Genomic DNA, 19,198 nt, shown 5'->3' on the forward strand with positions numbered 1-19,198 from the left:
GGCGGGTGTGGGTTTGGACTGGCCGACGTGTGCAGGCGCCCGGGCGCCTCTCTCTCCCCCCCCCCCCCGCCCCCACCAGGCCCACACCAACGCGGGGCGCGGAGAAACCAACGGCACCTACCCCCGCGGCCCCCCGGAGGACCCCCGCACCATCAATTCCCCCCGCACCGTGGCGATCCCCCCGGGCGGCGCCTCCTCCCGCCCCATCGCGATGCGCCCCGCCCGCGCCCCCGCCTCCGCGAGCGGCAGCCGGACCGTCGTCAGCGCGGGTACCGCGTCGATGCTGAAGGGCAGGTCGTCGAAGCCGGCCACGGACACGTCGTCCGGGATGCGCAGCCCCAGCTCGCGCAGCGCCGCGCACGCACCCAGCGCGACGGAGTCGTTCGCGGCGACGACGGCCGTCAGGGAGGGGTCCCTGCGCAGGAGTTCGAGTGTGGCCTCGTAGCCGGACTGCCGGTCGTAGCGGCCGTGGACCGCCCAGCGGGGGTCCTCCTCGATGCCGTGCGCGGCGAGCGCGGCGCGGTGGCCCTCCAGCCGGTGCCGGGTCGTGGTGCGCTCCTCGGGGCCCGCGATGTAGCCGAGCCGCCGGTGCCCGAGCCCGATCAGGTGATCGGTCAGCTCCCGGCCGCCCCCACGGTTGTCGAAGGTCAGCGCGATCGCCCCGGTGTCCGGCGCCGGCGGCCGCCCGCACAGCACCACCCGCGTGCCGGCCTCCGCCAGCTTGCGCAGCTTCGCCGCCACGGCCGCCTGGTGCGCCGCGTCCTCCATCGCCCCACCGGTCAGCACGACGGCCGCCGCCCGCTGCCGCTGCAGCAGGGTGAGGTAGGTCAGCTCGCGCTCCGGGGTGCCGCCGGTGTTGCAGACCACGGCGAGTCTCTCGCCGCCCGCTCTGCCGCCCGGCCCGCCGATCTCGGACTGGATCGCGCCGGCCATGATGCCGAAGAAGGGGTCGGCGATGTCGTTGACCAGGATGCCCACCAGGTCGGACGTGGCCGCCGCCAGCGCGCTCGCGGGGCCGTTGAGCACGTAGTCCAGGTCGTCGACCGCCTTCAGCACCCGTTCCCGGGTGGAGGCGGCCACGGGATAGTTCCCGTTCAGCACACGCGACACGGTCGCGGGGGAGACCTGGGCGCGGGCCGCCACGTCCGCCAGTGTCACCGTCATGTCCTCGTCCTCCGCATCGCGCGTGTGCCGTACGCCGTCTCAGCCGTCTCAGCCGTCGCCGCCGTCTCAGGTGACCTTACGACCACGGCCCGCCGCTGTTCGTCCCCTCGAACAACTCGCCCGGGCCGCGGTCTTGTCCAGACCACCGTCCACAGGCTAGCTTCGTCGTGCATAGAAAGCGCTTGCTGTACCGCACTACATACGGCTCCTCGCTCGTACGAAGGGAATGACGTGACACGCAAGACGGTGCGAATCGCCATGAACGGTGTGACCGGACGCATGGGCTACCGCCAGCACCTCGTCCGCTCCATCCTGGCCCTCCGCGAACAGGGCGGCCTCGACCTCGGCGACGGCACCGTGCTGTGGCCGGAACCGATCCTGGTCGGCCGCCGCGAGCACGCGCTGAGGGCGCTGGCGGAGCGGCACGGCCTGGAGCACGTTTCGACGGACGTGGACGCGGTCCTCGCCGACCCGTCCGTGGACATCTACTTCGACGCCCAGGTCACCTCGGCCCGAGAGGAGGCGATCACGAAGGCGATCGCCGCGGGCAAGCACGTCTACACCGAGAAGCCCACCGCCACCGGCCTGGACGGCGCCCTGGAACTCGCCCGCCTGGCGAACGCCGCCGGCATCAAGCACGGCGTCGTCCAGGACAAGCTCTTCCTCCCCGGCCTGCTCAAGCTCAAGCGCCTCATCGACGGCGGCTTCTTCGGCCGCGTCCTGTCCGTGCGCGGCGAGTTCGGCTACTGGGTCTTCGAAGGCGACTGGCAGGACGCCCAGCGGCCCTCCTGGAACTACCGCGCCGAGGACGGCGGCGGCATCGTCGTCGACATGTTCCCGCACTGGGAGTACGTCCTGCACGAGCTGTTCGGCCGCGTGAAGTCCGTCCACGCCCTCGCCACCACCCACATCCCGCAGCGCTGGGACGAGAACGGCAAGCCCTACGACGCCACCGCCGACGACGCGGCGTACGGCGTCTTCGAGCTCGACGGCGGCACGATCGCCCAGATCAACTCCTCCTGGGCCGTGCGCGTCAACCGCGACGAACTCGTCGAGTTCCAGGTCGACGGCACCGAGGGCTCCGCGGTCGCCGGACTGCGCGACTGCCGGGTCCAGCACCGTTCCGCCACCCCCAAGCCGGTCTGGAACCCGGACATCCCCGCCACCGAGGTCTTCCGCGACCAGTGGCAGGAGGTCCCGGACAACGGCGACTTCGACAACGGCTTCAAGGCCCAGTGGGAACTGTTCCTGCGCCACGTCTACGCCGACGCCCCCTACCACTGGGACCTGCTGGCCGGCGCCCGCGGCGTCCAGCTCGCCGAACTGGGCCTGAAGTCCTCCGCGGAGGGCCGCCGCCTGGACGTACCGGAGATCGCGCTGTGACCCTCCACCTGCCGGACGCGAACGGCACCCTGCGCGCCTACGAGCCACGCACCGAGCCCCTGACCGTCACCCGGGAAGCTCCGGGAAGCGCTTTCACCTCCCGTACGGTCTTCTCGGCCGCGCACGTCGTCGCCGACCCCTGCGCGGACACCACGCCCGACGGCCCCGCCGCCGTCGACTGGGACGCCACCCTCGCCTTCCGCCGCCACCTGTGGTCCCATGGCCTCGGCGTCGCCGAGGCCATGGACACCGCCCAGCGCGGCATGGGCCTGGACTGGGCCGGCGCGGCCGAACTCGTCCGCCGGTCCGCCGCCGAGGCGAAGGCGGCCGGCGGACGGATCGCCTGCGGCGTCGGCACCGACCAGATCACCGGCGGCACCCTCGCCGAGGTCCGGGCGGCCTACGAGGAACAACTGGCCGTCGTCGAGGAGTCGGGCGCCCAGGCCATCCTGATGGCCTCCCGCGCCCTGGCCGCGTCGGCGCGGAGCCCCGAGGACTACCTGGAGGTCTACGACCACCTGCTCCGCCAGGCCGCCGAGCCGGTGATCCTGCACTGGCTCGGCCCGATGTTCGACCCGGCCCTGGAGGGCTACTGGGGATCGGCGGACCTCGACGCGGCCACCGGCACCTTCCTGGACGTCATCGCCGCCCACCCCGACAAGGTCGACGGCATCAAGGTCTCCCTGCTGGACGCCCGGCGCGAGATCGACCTGCGCCGCCGCCTCCCGCAGGGCGTGCGCTGCTACACCGGCGACGACTTCAACTACCCCGAGCTGATCGCCGGCGACGAGCAGGGCTTCAGCCACGCGCTGCTCGGCATCTTCGACCCGCTGGGCCCGCTGGCGGCCGAGGCGGTCCGGGTGCTGGACACGGGGAACACGGAAGGCTTCCGCGCCCTCCTCGACCCCACCGTCGCCCTCTCCCGGCACCTCTTCCGGACCCCCACCCGCTACTACAAGACGGGCGTGGTGTTCCTGGCCTGGCTGGCCGGCCACCAGAGCCACTTCACGATGGTCGGCGGCCTCCAGTCGGCCCGTTCCCTGCCGCACCTGGCCCGCGCCTACGAACTCGCGGACAGCCTTGGCCTGTTCCCGGACCCGAAGCGCGCGGAGGAACGGATGCGGACCCTGCTGAACCTGTACGGAGTGGACCAGTGAGCGACACGGCACCTGACCTGACGCGTTTCAGCATCAACCAGATGACGGTCAAGCAGTTGTCGCTGCCCGAACTGACCGCCGCCTGCCGTGAACTCGGCGTCGGCAACGTCGGCCTGTGGCGCGAACCCGTCCAGGCGTACGGCGTCGAGGCGGCGGCCAAGCTGGTCCGCGACGCGGGCCTGACCGTCACCACCCTGTGCCGCGGCGGCTTCCTCACCGCGATCGACGCGGACGAACGCGCGACGGCCCTGGCCGACAACCGCCGTGCCGTCGACGAGGCCGCCACCCTCGGCACCGACACCCTCGTCCTGGTCTCCGGCGGTCTCCCGGCCGGCGACAAGGACCTGCGCGCCGCCCGGGAGCGCATCGCCGACGCCGTGGCGGAACTGGCCCCCTACGCCGAACGGCACGGCGTACGGCTCGCCATCGAGCCCCTGCACCCCATGTACGCCTCCGACCGCTGCGTGGTCTCCACCCTCACCCAGGCCCTGGACCTCGCCGAACGCTTCCCGGCCCATCAGGTCGGCGTCACCGTCGACACGTACCACATCTGGTGGGACGACCGGGCGCCCGAGCAGATCGCGCGGGCCGGGGCGGGCGGACGCATCCACACCTTCCAGCTCGCCGACTGGACCACCCCGCTGCCCGAGGGCGTCCTCAACGGCCGCGGCCAGATCGGGGACGGCGCGATCGACATGCGGGAGTGGAAGGGGTACGTGGAGGCGGCCGGGTACACCGGGGCCATCGAGGTCGAGCTGTTCAACGAGGAGCTGTGGGCCCGGGACGGGCGGGAGGTGCTCGCCGAGACGGCGGCACGGTTCGCCGCGCACGCGGGGGCCGAAAAATAAAATCCGGCGGCCCGTGCAACCGTTTCGTGCGTCCGCGGGTCGTACTTGGCATCAGAACCCCATTGGGGGGACCCGGGGGGGGGATCACGGGGTTCTGAAGGGGAGGGAAACCCGAGGGGGCACGGTCGTCGACCGGGCCCCCTCGAAGTTTTCCTGGTCGTCAGAAGAAGACCCCGCACCGCAGCAGCACGTTCGCGTAGGGGCGGGCCTCCCCGGTCCGCACCACCAGCCGTGCCCCCGCCGAGAGTTCCTTCAACCGCTCGTGCGAGACGAGGGCGAGGGCGGGGAAGCGCCCGTCGAGCAGCGCGGCGGCCTCCGCGTTGGCGCCCCTGACCTCCGTCGCCGCCGTCGCCCCCTCGACCACCAGCTCGGCGAGCAGGCCGTCCACCACCTCCGCGAAGGACGGCACTCCGGCGCGGAAGGCCAGGTCGACGACGCGTGGACCGGCCGGGATCGGCATGCCGGCGTCGCACACCAGGACGCCGTCGCCGTGGCCGAGTTCGGCGAGGGCACCCGCGAGGTGGCGATTGAGTATGCCGGCCCGCTTCACAAGGCCTCCGCCTCCGCCGCCGTCGGATACGACGCCTGCGCGCCCGCCTTCGTGACGGCCGCCGCGCCGACCCGGGCCGCGTACGCCGCAGCCTCGGCGAGCGACGCACCCGTGCCGAGCCGCCAGGCCAGCGCCGCGGTGAACGCGTCGCCCGCGCCCGTCGTGTCCACGGCGTCCACCTTCACGGACGGGACACGGGAGACGCCCGCGCCCGACGCGACCAGCGCGCCCTCGGCGCCCAGGGTCACGACCACCGAACGCGGCCCCTTCGCCAGCAGGATGCGGGCCCAGTCCTCGGGGCGGTCGCTCACGCAGGCGTCGCCGAGGATCACCTTCGCCTCGTGCTCGTTGACGATCAGCGGGTCGCAGGCCGCCAGCACCTCCGCCGGGAGCGGGCGCGGCGGCGACGGGTTCAGCACGAAGCGGCTGTCCGGCGCCAGACTCCGGACCACCTCGACGACCGTCTCCAGCGGGATCTCCAACTGCGCGGAGACGACCCGGGACGCGTGGAAGAGGCTCGCGGCGGCCCGGACGTCCCCCGGTGCCAGACGGGCGTTCGCGCCCGGCGACACCACGATGCTGTTGTCCCCGGACGGGTCGACGGTGATCAGCGCGACGCCGGTCGGCGCCCCGCCCACCAGCACGCCGACCGTGTCGACGCCGGCCGCCCGCTGCGAGTCCAGCAGCAGCCTGCCGTAGTCGTCGTCGCCGACCCGGGCCAGCAGCGCCGTAGTGGCGCCGAGCCGAGCGGCGGCGACCGCCTGGTTCGCGCCCTTGCCGCCCGGGTGGACGGCCAGGTCGGTGCCGAGCACCGTCTCGCCGGCACCCGGCCGCCGCTCGACGCCGATCACGAGGTCGGCGTTGGCCGACCCCACGACCAGGAGGTCGTAGTCGTACATGAATCGCTCCCCGATCCGAGTGAATCCGAGTGAACCCGAGCGAACCCGGGTGAAACCGAGTGAGGCGGGCGGGCGGTCGACGTGACCGCCCGCCCGTGCACCGCCGTGCGCCCGTGTCAGCCCTCGAAGCCGGCCACGTTCTCCTTGGTGACCACCTTCACCGGCACCTTCACCATCTTCTCCACCTTCTTGCCGTCGGCGGCGCGCAACGCGTTCTCGACCGCGATCCTGCCCAGTTCCCTCGGCTGCTGCGCGACGGACGCGAACAACGTGCCCTCCCGCACCGCCTTCAGCCCGTCCGGGGTGCCGTCGAAGCCGACGACCTGGACCGACTTGCCGGCCTTGGAACCCAGCGCCTTGATCGCGCCGAGCGCCATCTCGTCGTTCTCCGCGAAGACGCCGTCGATGTCGGGGTGCGCCTGGAGCAGGTTGGTCATCACGTCCAGGCCCTTGGTGCGGTCGAAGTCCGCGGGCTGCTTGGCGACGACCTCGATACCCGGGTACTCCTTCAGACCGGCCGCGAAGCCCGCCCCGCGCTCCCGGCTGGCGGAGGTGCCGGCCTGGCCCTGGAGGATGACGATCGTGCCCTTGCCGCCCAGCTTCTCGGCGAGCGCCTTGGCGCCCAGCTCACCGCCCTCGACGTTGTCGGAGGCGACCAGCGCGGCCGTCTTCGCGTCGTTGACGCCGCGGTCCACGGCGATCACGGGGATGTCGTCCTTGTTCGCCGAGCGCACCGAGGGACTCGCGGCGTCGGAGTCCACCGGGTTGACGATGATCGAGGACAGACCCTCGCTGGTGAAGTTCTGCAGTTGGTTGGCCTGCTGGGAGGCGTCGTTCTGCGCGTCCGTGACCGTCAGGTCCACGCCCAGCTTCTTCGCCTGCTCCTCCGCCCCGTCCCTGATCTGCACGAAGAACGGGTTGTTGAGCGTGGACAGCGACAGACCGACCTTCTGCGTCTTTCCGGCCGAGGAGTCGTTGTGCAGCAGCGAGGTCGCACCCACGACGGCCACGGCCACGACCGCCGCGATCACGTACGTCAGTGCCTGCTTGCCCTTGCCGCCCCCGCCGGCCCCGGCCGCGGGCGTGGTCGCCCCCGCCTTGCGCCGCAGGGTGTCGAGGAGCACCGCCAGCGCGATGACGACACCGATGACGACCTGCTGCCAGAACGCGGAGACGGACAGCAGGTTGAGGCCGTTGCGCAGCACCGCGAGGATCAGCGCGCCGATCAGCGTGCCCGACGCCTTGCCGGTGCCGCCCGCGAGCGAGGCACCGCCGATGACGACGGCGGCGATGGCGTCCAGTTCGTAGCCCTGCGCGGCCTGCGGCTGCGCGGAGGAGAGCCGGGAGGCGAGCACGATGCCCGCGGCGGCGGCGAACAGCCCGGAGAAGGCGTAGATGGCGAGCTTCTGCCGCTTCACCCGCAGGCCGGACAGCCGCGCGGCCTCCTCGTTGCCGCCGATGGCGTACATGGAGCGGCCGATGTAGGTCCGCCCGAGGACGAACGCCGTGATCAGCCCCATCACGATCATCACGAGCACCGGCACCGGCAGCCATCCGCCGAGCGTGTCACCCAGGTGGGAGACGGAGTCCGGGAAGGCGATCGGCGAGCCCTGCGAGATGACGAGCGACAGACCGCGCCCCACCGACAGCATGGCGAGCGTCGCGATGAACGGGGGCAGCTTCCCGTAGGAGATGAGGAAACCGTTCACCAGGCCGCACGCGATGCCCGTCGCGACGGACAGCAGCACCGCGAGCACGACCGGCATCCCGGCCTCGGTGGCGCTCCACGCCAGCACGGTGGCCGACAGCGCGGCGACCGAGCCGACCGACAGGTCGATGCCGGCCGAGACGATGACGAAGGTGACGCCGAAGGCGAGGATCGCGGTGACGGCGGCCTGGACGCCGACGTTCAGCAGGTTGTCGGCGGTCAGGAAGTCCCCGGAGAGTGCCGACATGGCGATGACGAGGACGATCAGCGCGGTCAGCGCGCCGTTGTCGAGCAGCAGGCGGCGCAGACCGCCCGAGGCGCCCTGCGCGCCCGGCTTGCTCTTGAGCGTGTCAGTGGCCACCGGAGGCCTCCGTTCCGTCGCTGTGGGGGGTGTCGCTGCCGGGATCGTTGTGGGAGTCGCTGTGGGGGGTGCTGACGGCGAGTGCCATCACGGCGTCCTGGGTGGCCTCGCCGGCCGGGAGCTCACCCGCGATCCGGCCCTGGGCCATCACCAGCACCCGGTCACTCATGCCGAGCACCTCGGGCAGGTCGCTGGAGATCATCAGGACGGCGGCACCGGCGGCGGTGAGTTCGTTGATCAGCTGGTAGATCTCGACCTTGGCGCCGACGTCGATGCCGCGCGTCGGTTCGTCGAGGATCAGCACCTTGGTGTTCGCGAGCAGCCACTTGCCGATGACGACCTTCTGCTGGTTGCCGCCGGAGAGCGTGCGCACGTGCTGACCCAGTCCGGCCATCCGCACGCCGAGCTGCCCGGCGATCCGCTCGGCCGCCTCGTGCTGCCCCTTGAGGTCCACGAGCCCCGCGCGGGAGGTGGAACGGAGGGTGACCAGCCCCAGGTTCTCCTCGACGGAGGCGTCCAGGACGAGCCCCTGGCCCTTCCGGTCCTCGGGCACCAGCCCGATGCCGGCCGCCATGGCGGCGTTCACGTCGTGGCGACGGAGCCGGCCGCCCGCGACGTGCACGGTCCCCGCGTCGTACGGATCGGCGCCGAACACGGCCCGGACCACCTCGGTCCGCCCGGCGCCGACGAGGCCCGCGATGCCGACGACCTCACCGGCGCGGACCTCGAAGCCGACGTCGTGGAAGACGCCGTCCCGCGTCAGTCCCTCCACCTTGAGCAACGCCGCGCCGGTGTCGGCGCGTTCGCGCGGGTACTGCTGCTCGATCGACCGCCCGACCATGAGCCGTACCAGCTCGTCCTCGGGCGTGGCGGCGGGCACCTGCCCGACACTGCGTCCGTCCCGGATGACGGTGACCCGGTCCCCCAGGGCGGCGATCTCCTCCAGGTGATGGGTGATGAACACGATCCCGACGCCGTCCTCGCGCAGCCGCCGCACGATGGCGAACAGCTTGTCGACCTCCTCGGAGGTGAGCACGGCGGTCGGCTCGTCCATGATGAGCACGCGCGCGTTCAGGCTGAGCGCCTTGGCGATCTCGACCATCTGGAGCCGGGCGATGCCGAGTTCACGCACCCGCGCGCGCGGCGACACGCTCAGACCGACCCGCTTCAGCAGCACTTCGGCGTCCGCGTCCATCTTTTTCCGGTCGATCATTCCCAGGCGGCGCGGCTGGCGCCCCAGGAAGATGTTCTCGGCGACCGTCAGGTCGGGGACGAGGTTGAACTCCTGGTAGATGGTGGCGATCCCGAGGCGCTCGGAGTCCTGCGCACCGTGGATGCGCACCTCCTCGCCACCCGCCAGGATCCGCCCGGCGTCGGGCGTGTAGGCGCCGGAGAGCATCTTGATGAGCGTGCTCTTGCCCGCGCCGTTCTCACCGAGGAGCACGTGCACCTCGCCCCGGCGCAGGTCGAAGTCGACGCTGTCGAGCGCGACCACGCCGGGGAAGGTCTTGCGGATGCCCTCGATGCGCAGCAACTCGTCCGGACTGCGGCTGCTCACGGCGTACTCCTTCGTACGGGGGACGGGGACGGGGGCGGGGACGCGGGTTCTTGCGGGCCGGTGGGCTCGCCGCACGAGCGGCGCACGACGAGCCGCGCCGGGAGGGTGACGGACTCGCCGGGCCGGCCCTCGATGCGGTCGACCAGCGCGCGCACGGCGGCCCGGCCGAGGTCGCCCGTGGGCTGGGCGATCGCGGTGACGGGCGGATCGGTGTGCACGAACCAGCGGATGTCGTCGAACGCGGCGAGCGCGATGTCCTCGGGGACCCGCAGCCCGCGCGCGCGTACGGCGTCCAGGGCGCCGAGCGCCATCAGGTTGTCGGCGGCGAAGACGACCTCGGGCGGCTCGGGCAGGTCGAGGAAGCCCTCGGTGACCCGGCGTCCGCTGTCGGCCTGGAAGTCGCCCTGGCCGATGTAGACGTCGGGCAGGGGAAGCCCGTAGTCGGCCAGCGCCTCGCGGAAGGCGTCGACGCGCTCGCGTCCGGTGGTGGTGGCGGCGGGCCCGGCGATGATGGCGAGCCGCCGGTGCCCGAGGGCGTAGAGGTGCGCCACGAGGTCCCGTACGGCGGCCCGCCCGTCCGACCGGACGACGGGCACGTCGACGCCGGGGATCCAGCGGTCGACGAACACCATCGGCGTCCCGGCCCGCGCGGCCGCCAGCATCCCGGGCGAGCCGCCGTCGGTGGGGGAGACGAGGAGCCCGTCGATGCGCCGGTCCAGCAGCGTCGTGACGTGGTGGTCCTGGAGATCGGGCCGCTCGTCGGCGTTGCCGATGATGACGCTGTAGCCGAGCGCGCGGGCCTCCTCCTCGACGGAACGGGCCAGCTCGGTGAAGTACGGGTTCATGACGTCGCTGATGACCAGGCCGAGGGTGCGGGTCTGGTCGGTGCGCAGCGACCGGGCGACGGCGTTCGGGCGGTAGCCCAGCGTCTCGACGGCGGCCAGCACGCGCTCGCGGGCGGCGGGGCTGACCGACGGGTGGCCGTTGAGCGCGCGCGAGACCGTCGCGACGGAGACGCCCGCCTCGGCGGCGACGTCCTTGATGCCGATACTCGCCATCGCCGTTCCACCTCCTTGTGGAATCGATTACACGGAGGATTGGAAACGATTACACGAGCTTGGGGCAAGGGGTGGTGCCGCGCCGATACCCAATCGTGACCGGGTCTCGGCGCGGCTGTCGTGGCCTCAGCGCTTGAGTGTGAAGGTCCTCAGCGCTTGAGCATGAACGTCCTCAGCGCTTGAGCGTGAAGGTGAAGTCGCCCGTGAGCCTGGCGTTCAGCCGGACCGCGGAGACGACCTTCCCCCGCGCGGCCAGCCTTTCGACCTCGGCGCGGGGGAGCCCGCACCCTTCGGCGATCAGCCGCACCGGCCGGACGGGGATCCGCGCCGCGAAGCGGACCGAGACGTCGATCACCTCGCGGTCCAGGTGATCCGGTCCGCCGGTGTCGAGACGCCAGGCGCCCTCCCAGTCGAGGGCGACGCGGTTGCGGCGCCGGATGCCCGGATCCTGGAGCAACTCCATCGCCAGTGCGGGGTCGTTGTCGTGCAGCCGGTCCAGCAGCCCGGGCCGTACCGAGCGCACCCGCGTGCGCTCGAAGACCGTGAGCCTCGCGGTGTCCCCGCAGGCGGTGCAGAGCGCGAGGAGCCAGGCGTCGATGAGCTTGTGGTGGGCGTTGGCACGGAACTTGCCGTTCGCCCGGAAGCGTCCGCCCCCGCACGCGTGGCAGCGGCGGAGGACGATCGCCGGGCAGGTGGGCATGACCACCCAGTCGTTGAGCACAGAAGTACACCGGTTTCAGTGTGAGAAGTCCGCAGCGGAAAGCGGCGCGGCGCACAGGTGCGACGCGCGACAGATCAGCACTCGGGGGGTCTCACGCGGTGTACAACGGCCCGCCCTTCAGCAGACGACTCGGTCCGGCAGGAGGGTAGTGGCGCACGGCGGCGCCGCTCCACCGGTTTTCGCCCGGGGAGCGGCGCCGCCGTCCGGGCCGGTCAGTCGAAGGCCGCGTCGAACATGCCGGCCTCGTAGGAGCCGCCGGCCTGGTGCGTGATCACGGCGAGCCGGTTGGCCGCGTTGATCATGGCGACCACGCAGATCAACGTGGCGATCTGGTCGTCGTCGTAGTGCTTGCGCACCAGGGCCCAGGTCTCGTCGGACACGCCCTGGTGGGCGTCGGCGAGCCGGGTGCCCTCCTCGGCGAGTGCCAGCGCCGCCTGCTCGGCCTCGGTGAACACGGTGGACTCGCGCCAGGCGGCGACCAGGTGGAGCCGGACCGCGCTCTCCCCGGCGGCCGCGGCCTCCTTGGTGTGCATGTCGATGCAGTGCCCACAGCCGTTGATCTGACTGGCCCGCAGCGCGATCAGCTCCTGCGTGGACTTCGGCAGCGACGACTGCTGGAGCACCAGGGCCATGCCCGCGAACCGCTTCGCGAACCGGCCGCCGATCTCGTTCTCGAACAGGTTGAATCGGGTTTCCATGACCCCGTCCTCACTCTCGGTGCCGCGTTGACGCACACAAGACGCCGACGGCCGGGACCCTGTGACAGGGCGCCGGTGTGACGTGGACCACCGGCGGCGGATGTCACAGACCGGCGGTGGCCGGCGTCCTGTGCGCGTGACACCGTCGAAGGCGAACGAGCGGGAGCAGCTGGGCATGAGCGAGAACGGCAGCCACGAACAGGACACGACGACCGGGACACGCGCGGGCGGCGGACAGGCGGACCCCGCCACCGAGGCCTTCGTCGCCCACCGCAACCTCCTCTTCACCGTCGCCTACGAGATGCTCGGCTCGGCCGCCGACGCCGAGGACGTCCTTCAGGAGACGTGGCTGCGGTGGGCGGGAGTCGATCTCGCGACGGTGCGCGACCGGCGTGCGTACCTGGTCCGGATCACCACCCGCCAGGCACTGAACCGGCTGCGGACGCTCGGCCGCCGCAAGGAGTCCTACGTGGGCGAGTGGCTGCCGGAACCGCTGCTCACCACCCCCGACGTGGCCGAGGACGTCGAACTGGCCGACAGCGTCTCGATGGCGATGATGCTGGTCATGGAGACGCTCACGCCGACCGAGCGGGCGGTGTTCGTGCTGCGCGAGGTGTTCGACCTCGGGTACGACGAGATCGCCGAGGCCGTCGACAAGAGCCCGGCCGCCGTCCGCCAGACCGCACACCGGGCCCGCGCGCACGTCGCGGCCCGCCGGCCGCGCGGCGTCGTCTCCCGGGCCGAGAGCCGGGACGCGCTCGACGCGTTCCAGCGGGCCGTGCGGACGGGGGACCTCCAGGGCCTGCTCGACATCCTCGCGCCGGACGTGGTCCTGCTCGGCGACGGCGGCGGCATCAAGCAGGCGGTCCTGCGGCCCGTCACGGGCGCCGACAAGGTGGCCCGCCTGGTGCTCGGCGGCATGGTCAAGCTGCCCGTCGAGATGTCGATGGACCCGGCCCAGGTCAACGGCCACCCGGCCCTGGTCATCCGGCTCGACGGCGAGCTGGACACGGTGGTGGCCGTGCGCTTCGACGACGGCCGCATCTCCGGCCTTTACGCCGTGCGCAACCCCGAGAAGCTGTCGCGCATGCGACGGGAGACCGCCCTGCGGCGCTGAGGGCTGCGCCGGGTGCGGGTGCGTGTGTGTGTGGGCGCGGGCGCCGGTGCGAGTGCGGGTGCCGTGCTCGGGGCGCTCGGGGCACTCGGTCGCCGGCATCACTCAGTCGCCGAGGTGTCCCCGGACCCCTCGGCCCCCGGCCCCTTCGGCTCCTGGCCCCCCGGCCCCTTCGGCTCCTGGCCCCCTCGGCTCCTGGCCCCTTCGGCTCCCGACCCCCTGGCCCCCTCGGCTCCGGGCCCCGCGGCCCCCGGGGGCCCGCGCCGCCAGCGCCTCCAGTAGGAGTTCCACCGCCTCCTCGAAGGAACTCTCCGCCATCCGGGGCAGCCCGTCGCGCGCGGCGGTCAGCGCCGGATACGACCGGGGGTCGAGGTCCGCGTAGACCTCCTGCCAGGCCCGGCGGTCGGCCTCGCGCTGCTGCCCGGGGAGCGCCTGGAACGCCGCCTCCGTGGCCGCGTGGCTGAGCACGGTGTCGATGAAGGCCAGATAGAGCCGCGCCGCGCGGGCGGGCTCGAAACCCGCGGACAGCAGCAGGCCGATGCCCGTGTCGACGGCCCGGATCTCGTTCGCGCGCCGGGTCACCCGGTACGACGCCATCGCCGCCGCGCGCGGGTGGGCGAGATACCCGGCGCGCACCCGCAGAGCCATCTCCCGCAGCGAGGCCACCCAGTCGCTACCGGGTACGAACCCCGCCATCGCATCGCCGATGATCCGGTCGGCGATGGCGAGCACCAGGTCGTCGGTGTCGTGGAAGTAGCGGTACAGGGCGCTCGGATCGCAGCCCAGGGCCGTGCCGAGCCGACGCACGCTGAGCGCCTCGGGACCGTGCTGGCCGATCAACCGCAGGGCGGTCTCGACGATCAAGTCCTCCGACAGCAGGACCCCGGAGCGGGTGGGCCGCCGACGGCGGCGCTCCCCCGGAACACGCGACGTCATGACGGACTCCCTCTGTTCCCTGCGGGCGTGCGACCGCTTGCCTCCTGTCGGCGCACGATCACGGCCTCCTGCCGGCGCGCGATCACCGCCTCCTGTCAGCGTGCGACCGCTCGCACCCTGTCGGCGCACAGCCCTCGCGGCACGGCCGCGGTGCGGCCACCACCGTCCGGCCACCACCGTCCGGCCACCACCGTCCGGCCACCGCGCCCGAGCAGTCAACGACCGCCGCCAGTCTTATGTCAACAGGATTGACGCAACAGCACGCCAGTTGTTCCATCGCCTTGCCGCGCGGCTCTTCCCCGTCCCGCCTCCCGAGGAGCCCTCCATGTCATCCCCGCCGTCCCAGCCCCCGACCCCCGCACCCCCACCCCGCCCCGCCCTGAAGCGCTCCCTCGGCGTCGTCGACGGTGTCGCCATCGCCGCCTCCAGTACGGCCGCCACCACCAGCATCGCCATCGGCATGGGCACGGTCGGCTCCGTCGTCGGCCTCCAGGCCCCCGCCCTCCTGCTGCTGGCGTTCCTGCCGGTGCTCGGCATCGCGCTCGCCTACGCCCGCCTCAACCGCTCCGAGCCCAACTGCGGCAACGGCTACGTGTGGGTCGGCAAGTCCCTCAACCCCTGGCTCGGCTTCCTGACCGGCTGGGTCACGGTGGTCGGCTCGATCGTCTTCTGCGCCTACACCAGCGCCGTCATGGGCTCGGTCCTGCTGATCCTCGCCAACAGGGCCGGCGTGCACACCCTCGCCGGCGTCACCCTGGACCCGACGTCCACGGGCGTCAGTACGGCGGTAGGGCTGGTGGTCCTCGTCGGCCTCGCCGTCCTGACCGTGACCGGTACCCGCGTCGCCACCCGGTTCCAGTTCGGCCTGCTGATCTTCGAGTACGCGGTGCTGCTGGCCGTCTGCGGCTGGGCCATGGCCACCGGCGGCCACGCCTTCTCCCTCTCCTGGTTCAACCCGTTCGCGATAACCGACGGCACCGCCTTCGCCCAGGGCATGGTCCTGGCGGTGTTCTTCTTCTGGGGCTGGGACGCGGCCTTCAGCGTCACCGAGGAGACCAGAAGCCCCGGCGACTCCGCCCGGGGCGGCCTCATCGCCCTGTTCGCCATGCTGGGGCTGTTCCTCTTCGCCTCGGTCGCCTTCCAACGGGAGATGAGCCTGGCCGAACTGATCCGCAACGGCCCGCAGGCCCTGCCGTACCTGGGGGAGAAGCTGGCCGCCGAGCCGTGGGCCACCCTGCCCGTGATCGCGTTGATGTTCTCCGCCGTCGCCTCCGTCCAGGCGTCGCTGATCCCCATGGCACGCGGTCTGCTCGCCATGGGCCGCGACCGCACCATGGGGCCGGTGTGGACACGGGTCCACCCCCGGTACGGCACCCCCGCCGCCGGAACGGTCATCCTCGTCGCCATCGCCATGGTGACCGCCGTGCTCGCCGTCGCCATCCCCAAGCTGAGCGACATGCTGCTGGCCGCCGTGAGCGCCATCGGCCTGGTCGTCGCCCTGTACTACGGCCTCACCGCGCTCGCTTGCGCCGTCCGCTTCCGTTCCGCGCTGCGCGAGGGACCGCGTGAGGCACTGCTCGCCGTCGGCGTGCCCGCCGCGTCCAGCCTCGTCCTGCTGGGTCTCGGCGGCTACCTCGGATACTCGTACCTGACCATGAGCGACCACTTCGAACTCAGCCCGGACAACGGATGGTTCATGTTCTCGCTGCCCGCCGGCATCGTCCTGTCCGGCCTCGTCATGGCCGCCGTGGCCAAGTACGTCCGCCGCGCCCCGTACTTCACCACGGGGCGCGGCACCGACGCGGAAACCCTGACCACCACCCCGCCGGACCGCGCGCCGGTCTGACGCCCACGCCCCGCCTTACGCCCCCATCCCCTCCACGGAGTTCACCACCCATGTCACACGCCCAGCCCACCACCTCCGCAGACACCGCAGGCACCGCACGCACCGCAGGCACCTCCGACACCGCCCCGGCCTCCGCCCGCTCCGGCCCCGCCGACCTCGTCCTCACCGGTGGCCCCGTGCACACCGTCGATCCGGCCCGCAGCCGCGCCACCGCCGTGGCCGTGCGCGGCGGACGGATCGCGGCCGTCGGCCACGACGAGGTGCGCGAGCTGATCGGACCGCGCACCGAGGTCGTCGACCTGGCGGGCAAGCTGCTGCTGCCCGGCTTCCAGGACGCCCACGTCCACCCCCAGGGTGCCGGCCTCGAACTCGGCCTCTGCCACCTCGCCGACACCACCGACCCGGACGAGTACCTGCGCAGGATCAGGGCGTACGCGGACGAGCACCCGGACGCCGAGTGGATCACCGGCGGCGGGTGGTCCATGGAGGCATTCCCCGGCGGCACGCCCACCGCCGCGGCCCTCGACGCGATCGTCCCGGACCGGCCCGTGTTCCTGCCCAACCGCGACCACCACGGCGCCTGGGTGAACAGCCGGGCGCTGGAGCGCGCGGGCATCGACGCCCGTACCCCCGACCCCGCCGACGGCCGGATCGAACGCGACGCCGCGGGAAACCCCACCGGGATGCTCCAGGAGGGCGCGGCCCACCTGGTGGGCAGGCTGGCCCCGGACCCCACGCCGGACGAACAACTCGCCGCGCTGCTGCGCGCCCAGTCCGTCCTGCACTCCCACGGCGTCACCGCCTGGCAGGACGCCATCGTCGGCGCCTACACGAACATGACGGACCCGGCCCCCGCCTACCGGGCGGCCCTGGACCAGGGCCTGCTCACCGCCCGTGTCGTCGGCGCCCTGTGGTGGGACCGCGAGCGCGGTGCGGAGCAGATCCCCGAACTCGTGGCCCGCCGCGAGGAGCTGACCCGCGACCGCTTCCGCGCCACCACCGTGAAGGTCATGCAGGACGGCATCGCCGAGAACCACACGGCGGCCATGCTCGACCCGTACCTCACGGGCTGCGGCTGCGCATCGGACAACAGCGGCATCAGTTTCGTCGAACCGGCGGAGCTCAGGAAGTACGTCACGGAACTCGACGCGGCCGGCTTCCAGGTCCACTTCCACGCGCTCGGCGACCGTGCGGTGCGCGAGGCGCTCGACGCCGTGCAGGCCGCCCGTGAAGCCAACGGGTGGCGGGACACCCGGCACCACCTGGCCCACCTCCAGGTCGTGCACCCCGCGGACGTCCCCCGCTTCCGCGCCCTGGGCGCCACCGCCAACCTGCAGATGCTGTGGGCCGCCCACGAACCGCAGATGGACGAACTGACCCTGCCCTTCCTCGGCGCCGAACGCGGCACCCGCCAGTACCCGTTCGGCGACCTGCTGCGCGCCGGCGCGACACTGGCCGCGGGCAGTGACTGGCCGGTCAGCAGCCCCGACCCGCTCCAGGCCATCCACGTCGCCGTCAACCGCGTCGCCCCGCAGGCACCCGAGGGGACGCCGGCCTTCCTCCCCGGGCAACGGCTCGACCTGGGCACCGCCATCGCCGCGTACACGGCCGGCAGCGCCTACGCCAACCATCTCGACGACACCACCGGCAGCATCACGGTCGGCAAGGCGGCCGACCTGGTCGTCCTCGACCGCGACCCGTTCGCCGGGCCGCCCGAGGAGATCGCCGCCGCCCGCGTCCTGGAGACCTTCGTGGCGGGCCGACGCGTGCACGCGGCCCCCGACGCGTAGGCCCCTCCGCGAAAATCCCTACCGCGGCGGCCGCGAAGGGCTCAGACTCGTCCCATGGCGGACATGGGGTCGTTCCGGGACGCGGTCACCGCGTGGGCGGCCGGTGCGCCCGGCGGCCCCGCGTGCGAGCTGGCCGCGCGGCTGTCCGTCCGCACGGCCGTACTCCTCGAAGGCCCGAGCGACGCGGCGGCGGTCGACGCGCTCGCCGCGCACCACGGCCGGGACCTCGCCGCGGAGGGAGTCTGCGTCCTCCCGATGGGCGGCGCGATGAGCGTCGGCCGCTTCGCCGGCCTCCTCGGCCCGTCCGGCCTGGACCTCCGCCTCACGGGACTGTGCGACGAGCGGGAGCGCGGCTACTACGTCCGCGCCCTGGACCGGGCGAACGCCGCCCCGCACGATCTCTTCGTCTGCGCGGCCGACCTGGAGGACGAACTCATCCGCGCGCTCGGTGTGCCACGGGTGACGGAACTGATCGAGACGGAGGGCGACCTGCGCCCCCTCCAGACCTTCCTCCGCCAGCCCGCCCAACGCGACCGCACCGCAGAGCAACAGCTGCGCCGCTTCCTCGGCACGAAGAAGGGCCGCAAGATCCACTACGGCCGCGTCCTGGTCGAGGCCTTGGACACCGCTGGCACCCCGGCCCCACTCGCGGGCCTGTTCGCGGGGCTCTGACCACGCGGCAGGGATCCGCCAACCGTGAGCATTTGGCCTGAGTTTGTACTTGGCGCGCTCGAATGAGCGCGTGGATGACAGGTGGCCGGTGAGTGTCCTTGTGCGGGGGGTGTCTCTGGCGCGGTCAGGCGGAGGCCAACTCGCACCACACGTACTTGCCCCGGTTGCCGTGCCTGGTCAGCGGATGCCACCCCCACACGTCCGCGCAGGCCCGCACCAACGCCAGCCCCCGCCCCTCCTCCAGCTCCTCCACCCGCCCGAAAGCGGCCGGGGGCTCCGGCGGTTCGGGGTCCGTGTCCCAAGCCCCGATCCGCAGCGTGCCCGGCGGCGACCAGCGGATGCGAAGGGCGGCGGGGCCCTTGGTGTGCCGTACGGCGTTGGAGACTAGCTCCGTAGCGAGCAGTTCGGCGACGTCGACGAGGCGGATCAGTCCGTGCATGGTGAGGACCAGACGGAGGGTGCGGCGACTGACGGTGACCGCGCGGAGGTCGTTGGGGATGTAGAGGGAGTACTCCCAGGGCTCGTTTTCGGGCATGCGGGACTCCAAGTCGGGCGTGGTGGGTTTGTGGCGGGCCAGGTGTCAATGCCGCAGCCGTCATGGCAGGACGGGGCGGTGCGCTTCCGGTGACCCGGTGCCGCACGGTGTGCGGTGCGTCACTGAAGGTAGACCTGAAAGTTTCGGCGCGGCAAGCCGATCGCGTAATCTTCACCCCGAACGAGTCGCGTCGGCAGGCG

At 72.5% G+C, this 19,198-nt stretch carries 17 protein-coding genes; 7 read left to right on the forward strand and 10 right to left on the reverse strand.

Annotated features, from left to right (window positions below; genetic code table 11):
- Window positions 1-117 precede the first annotated feature (117 nt).
- The gene (locus tag ACFCZF_RS33590) at window positions 118-1,164 is read right to left on the reverse strand and encodes a LacI family DNA-binding transcriptional regulator (RefSeq protein ID WP_375916935.1); all 1,047 of its coding nucleotides are present in this window, start codon (window positions 1,162-1,164) and stop codon (window positions 118-120) included.
- Window positions 1,165-1,395: 231 nt separating this feature from the next.
- Between ACFCZF_RS33590 and ACFCZF_RS33595 the strand changes: the two genes are divergently transcribed.
- The 3 genes from ACFCZF_RS33595 to ACFCZF_RS33605 are packed head-to-tail and all read left to right on the forward strand — an operon-like array spanning window position 1,396 to window position 4,552.
- Complete coding sequence (locus tag ACFCZF_RS33595; protein WP_376674847.1) at window positions 1,396-2,547, forward strand: Gfo/Idh/MocA family protein; 1,152 nt, start codon at window positions 1,396-1,398, stop codon at window positions 2,545-2,547.
- Window positions 2,544-3,704 (forward strand): dihydrodipicolinate synthase family protein, encoded by a 1,161-nt coding sequence (locus ACFCZF_RS33600; RefSeq protein ID WP_376674848.1) that lies wholly within the window; start codon window positions 2,544-2,546, stop codon window positions 3,702-3,704. The genes ACFCZF_RS33595 and ACFCZF_RS33600 overlap by 4 nt, the downstream gene beginning before the upstream one ends.
- Window positions 3,705-3,745: 41 nt before the next feature.
- A complete protein-coding gene (locus ACFCZF_RS33605; RefSeq protein WP_376674871.1) occupies window positions 3,746-4,552 on the forward strand; it encodes a sugar phosphate isomerase/epimerase family protein in 807 nt (268 codons plus the stop codon).
- A 160-nt stretch (window positions 4,553-4,712) separates the two neighbouring features.
- Here the strand turns inward: ACFCZF_RS33605 and rbsD are convergent, their stop codons facing one another.
- The 7 genes from rbsD to ACFCZF_RS33640 all read right to left on the reverse strand — a co-directional run bounded on the left by rbsD (window position 4,713) and on the right by ACFCZF_RS33640 (window position 12,105).
- Window positions 4,713-5,102, reverse strand: a complete 390-nt coding sequence (rbsD, locus tag ACFCZF_RS33610) for a D-ribose pyranase (RefSeq protein ID WP_376674849.1) — start codon at window positions 5,100-5,102, stop codon at window positions 4,713-4,715.
- Complete coding sequence (locus ACFCZF_RS33615; RefSeq protein WP_375916946.1) at window positions 5,099-6,001, reverse strand: ribokinase; 903 nt, start codon at window positions 5,999-6,001, stop codon at window positions 5,099-5,101. Before ACFCZF_RS33615 ends, rbsD begins: the two co-directional genes overlap by 4 nt.
- A gap of 116 nt (window positions 6,002-6,117) precedes the next feature.
- Window positions 6,118-8,070 (reverse strand): substrate-binding domain-containing protein, encoded by a 1,953-nt coding sequence (locus ACFCZF_RS33620; RefSeq protein WP_376674850.1) that lies wholly within the window; start codon window positions 8,068-8,070, stop codon window positions 6,118-6,120.
- Window positions 8,060-9,628, reverse strand: a complete 1,569-nt coding sequence (locus ACFCZF_RS33625; protein ID WP_376674851.1) for a sugar ABC transporter ATP-binding protein — start codon at window positions 9,626-9,628, stop codon at window positions 8,060-8,062. The genes ACFCZF_RS33620 and ACFCZF_RS33625 overlap by 11 nt, the downstream gene beginning before the upstream one ends.
- Window positions 9,625-10,686 (reverse strand): LacI family DNA-binding transcriptional regulator, encoded by a 1,062-nt coding sequence (locus ACFCZF_RS33630; protein WP_376674852.1) that lies wholly within the window; start codon window positions 10,684-10,686, stop codon window positions 9,625-9,627. Before ACFCZF_RS33630 ends, ACFCZF_RS33625 begins: the two co-directional genes overlap by 4 nt.
- A gap of 172 nt (window positions 10,687-10,858) precedes the next feature.
- The gene (locus tag ACFCZF_RS33635; RefSeq protein WP_376674853.1) at window positions 10,859-11,407 is read right to left on the reverse strand and encodes a DUF1062 domain-containing protein; all 549 of its coding nucleotides are present in this window, start codon (window positions 11,405-11,407) and stop codon (window positions 10,859-10,861) included.
- Between the two features lie 212 nt (window positions 11,408-11,619).
- Window positions 11,620-12,105: a carboxymuconolactone decarboxylase family protein gene (locus ACFCZF_RS33640; protein WP_376674854.1), complete on the reverse strand. Its 486-nt coding sequence runs from the start codon at window positions 12,103-12,105 to the stop codon at window positions 11,620-11,622.
- 175 nt (window positions 12,106-12,280) lie between these two features.
- On the opposite strand from ACFCZF_RS33640, the gene ACFCZF_RS33645 reads away from it, so the two are divergent.
- Window positions 12,281-13,222: an RNA polymerase sigma-70 factor gene (locus tag ACFCZF_RS33645; RefSeq protein ID WP_376674872.1), complete on the forward strand. Its 942-nt coding sequence runs from the start codon at window positions 12,281-12,283 to the stop codon at window positions 13,220-13,222.
- Window positions 13,223-13,324: 102 nt separating this feature from the next.
- Here ACFCZF_RS33645 and ACFCZF_RS33650 read toward each other — a convergent pair whose 3' ends face one another.
- Complete coding sequence (locus ACFCZF_RS33650) at window positions 13,325-14,155, reverse strand: TetR/AcrR family transcriptional regulator (protein WP_376674855.1); 831 nt, start codon at window positions 14,153-14,155, stop codon at window positions 13,325-13,327.
- Window positions 14,156-14,480: 325 nt separating this feature from the next.
- Here ACFCZF_RS33650 and ACFCZF_RS33655 point away from each other — a divergent pair, with 325 nt between their 5' ends.
- Genes ACFCZF_RS33655 through ACFCZF_RS33665 form a run of 3 tightly spaced genes read left to right on the forward strand, consistent with a single transcriptional unit; the run spans window position 14,481 to window position 18,463 of the window.
- Window positions 14,481-16,001, forward strand: a complete 1,521-nt coding sequence (locus ACFCZF_RS33655; protein WP_376674856.1) for an APC family permease — start codon at window positions 14,481-14,483, stop codon at window positions 15,999-16,001.
- Between the two features lie 50 nt (window positions 16,002-16,051).
- The gene (locus ACFCZF_RS33660; RefSeq protein WP_376674857.1) at window positions 16,052-17,791 is read left to right on the forward strand and encodes an amidohydrolase; all 1,740 of its coding nucleotides are present in this window, start codon (window positions 16,052-16,054) and stop codon (window positions 17,789-17,791) included.
- Between the two features lie 54 nt (window positions 17,792-17,845).
- Window positions 17,846-18,463, forward strand: coding sequence for a TOPRIM nucleotidyl transferase/hydrolase domain-containing protein (locus ACFCZF_RS33665; RefSeq protein WP_376674858.1), 618 nt, complete (start codon window positions 17,846-17,848; stop codon window positions 18,461-18,463).
- Between the two features lie 124 nt (window positions 18,464-18,587).
- On the opposite strand, the gene ACFCZF_RS33670 is transcribed toward ACFCZF_RS33665, so the two are convergent.
- A complete protein-coding gene (locus ACFCZF_RS33670; protein WP_376674859.1) occupies window positions 18,588-18,998 on the reverse strand; it encodes an ATP-binding protein in 411 nt (136 codons plus the stop codon).
- Between the last annotated feature and the right edge of the window lie 200 nt (window positions 18,999-19,198).

The sequence above is a fragment of the Streptomyces sp. NPDC056296 genome, assembly GCF_042268605.1.
Taxonomy (GTDB): Bacteria; Actinomycetota; Actinomycetes; order Streptomycetales; family Streptomycetaceae; genus Streptomyces.

Excerpts from the sequence above, each read along its gene's own strand:
- ACFCZF_RS33590 (WP_375916935.1), bottom strand. The coding sequence starts at position 1,164 with ATGACGGTGACACTGGCGGACGTGGCGGCCCGCGCCCAGGTCTCCCCC.
- ACFCZF_RS33605 (WP_376674871.1), top strand. The coding sequence starts at position 3,746 with ATGACGGTCAAGCAGTTGTCGCTGCCCGAACTGACCGCCGCCTGCCGT.
- ACFCZF_RS33615 (WP_375916946.1), bottom strand. The coding sequence starts at position 6,001 with ATGTACGACTACGACCTCCTGGTCGTGGGGTCGGCCAACGCCGACCTC.
- ACFCZF_RS33630 (WP_376674852.1), bottom strand. The coding sequence starts at position 10,686 with ATGGCGAGTATCGGCATCAAGGACGTCGCCGCCGAGGCGGGCGTCTCC.
- ACFCZF_RS33640 (WP_376674854.1), bottom strand. The coding sequence starts at position 12,105 with ATGGAAACCCGATTCAACCTGTTCGAGAACGAGATCGGCGGCCGGTTC.
- ACFCZF_RS33645 (WP_376674872.1), top strand. The coding sequence starts at position 12,281 with ATGAGCGAGAACGGCAGCCACGAACAGGACACGACGACCGGGACACGC.
- ACFCZF_RS33650 (WP_376674855.1), bottom strand. The coding sequence starts at position 14,155 with ATGACGTCGCGTGTTCCGGGGGAGCGCCGCCGTCGGCGGCCCACCCGC.
- ACFCZF_RS33655 (WP_376674856.1), top strand. The coding sequence starts at position 14,481 with ATGTCATCCCCGCCGTCCCAGCCCCCGACCCCCGCACCCCCACCCCGC.
- ACFCZF_RS33660 (WP_376674857.1), top strand. The coding sequence starts at position 16,052 with ATGTCACACGCCCAGCCCACCACCTCCGCAGACACCGCAGGCACCGCA.
- ACFCZF_RS33665 (WP_376674858.1), top strand. The coding sequence starts at position 17,846 with ATGGCGGACATGGGGTCGTTCCGGGACGCGGTCACCGCGTGGGCGGCC.
- ACFCZF_RS33670 (WP_376674859.1), bottom strand. The coding sequence starts at position 18,998 with ATGCCCGAAAACGAGCCCTGGGAGTACTCCCTCTACATCCCCAACGAC.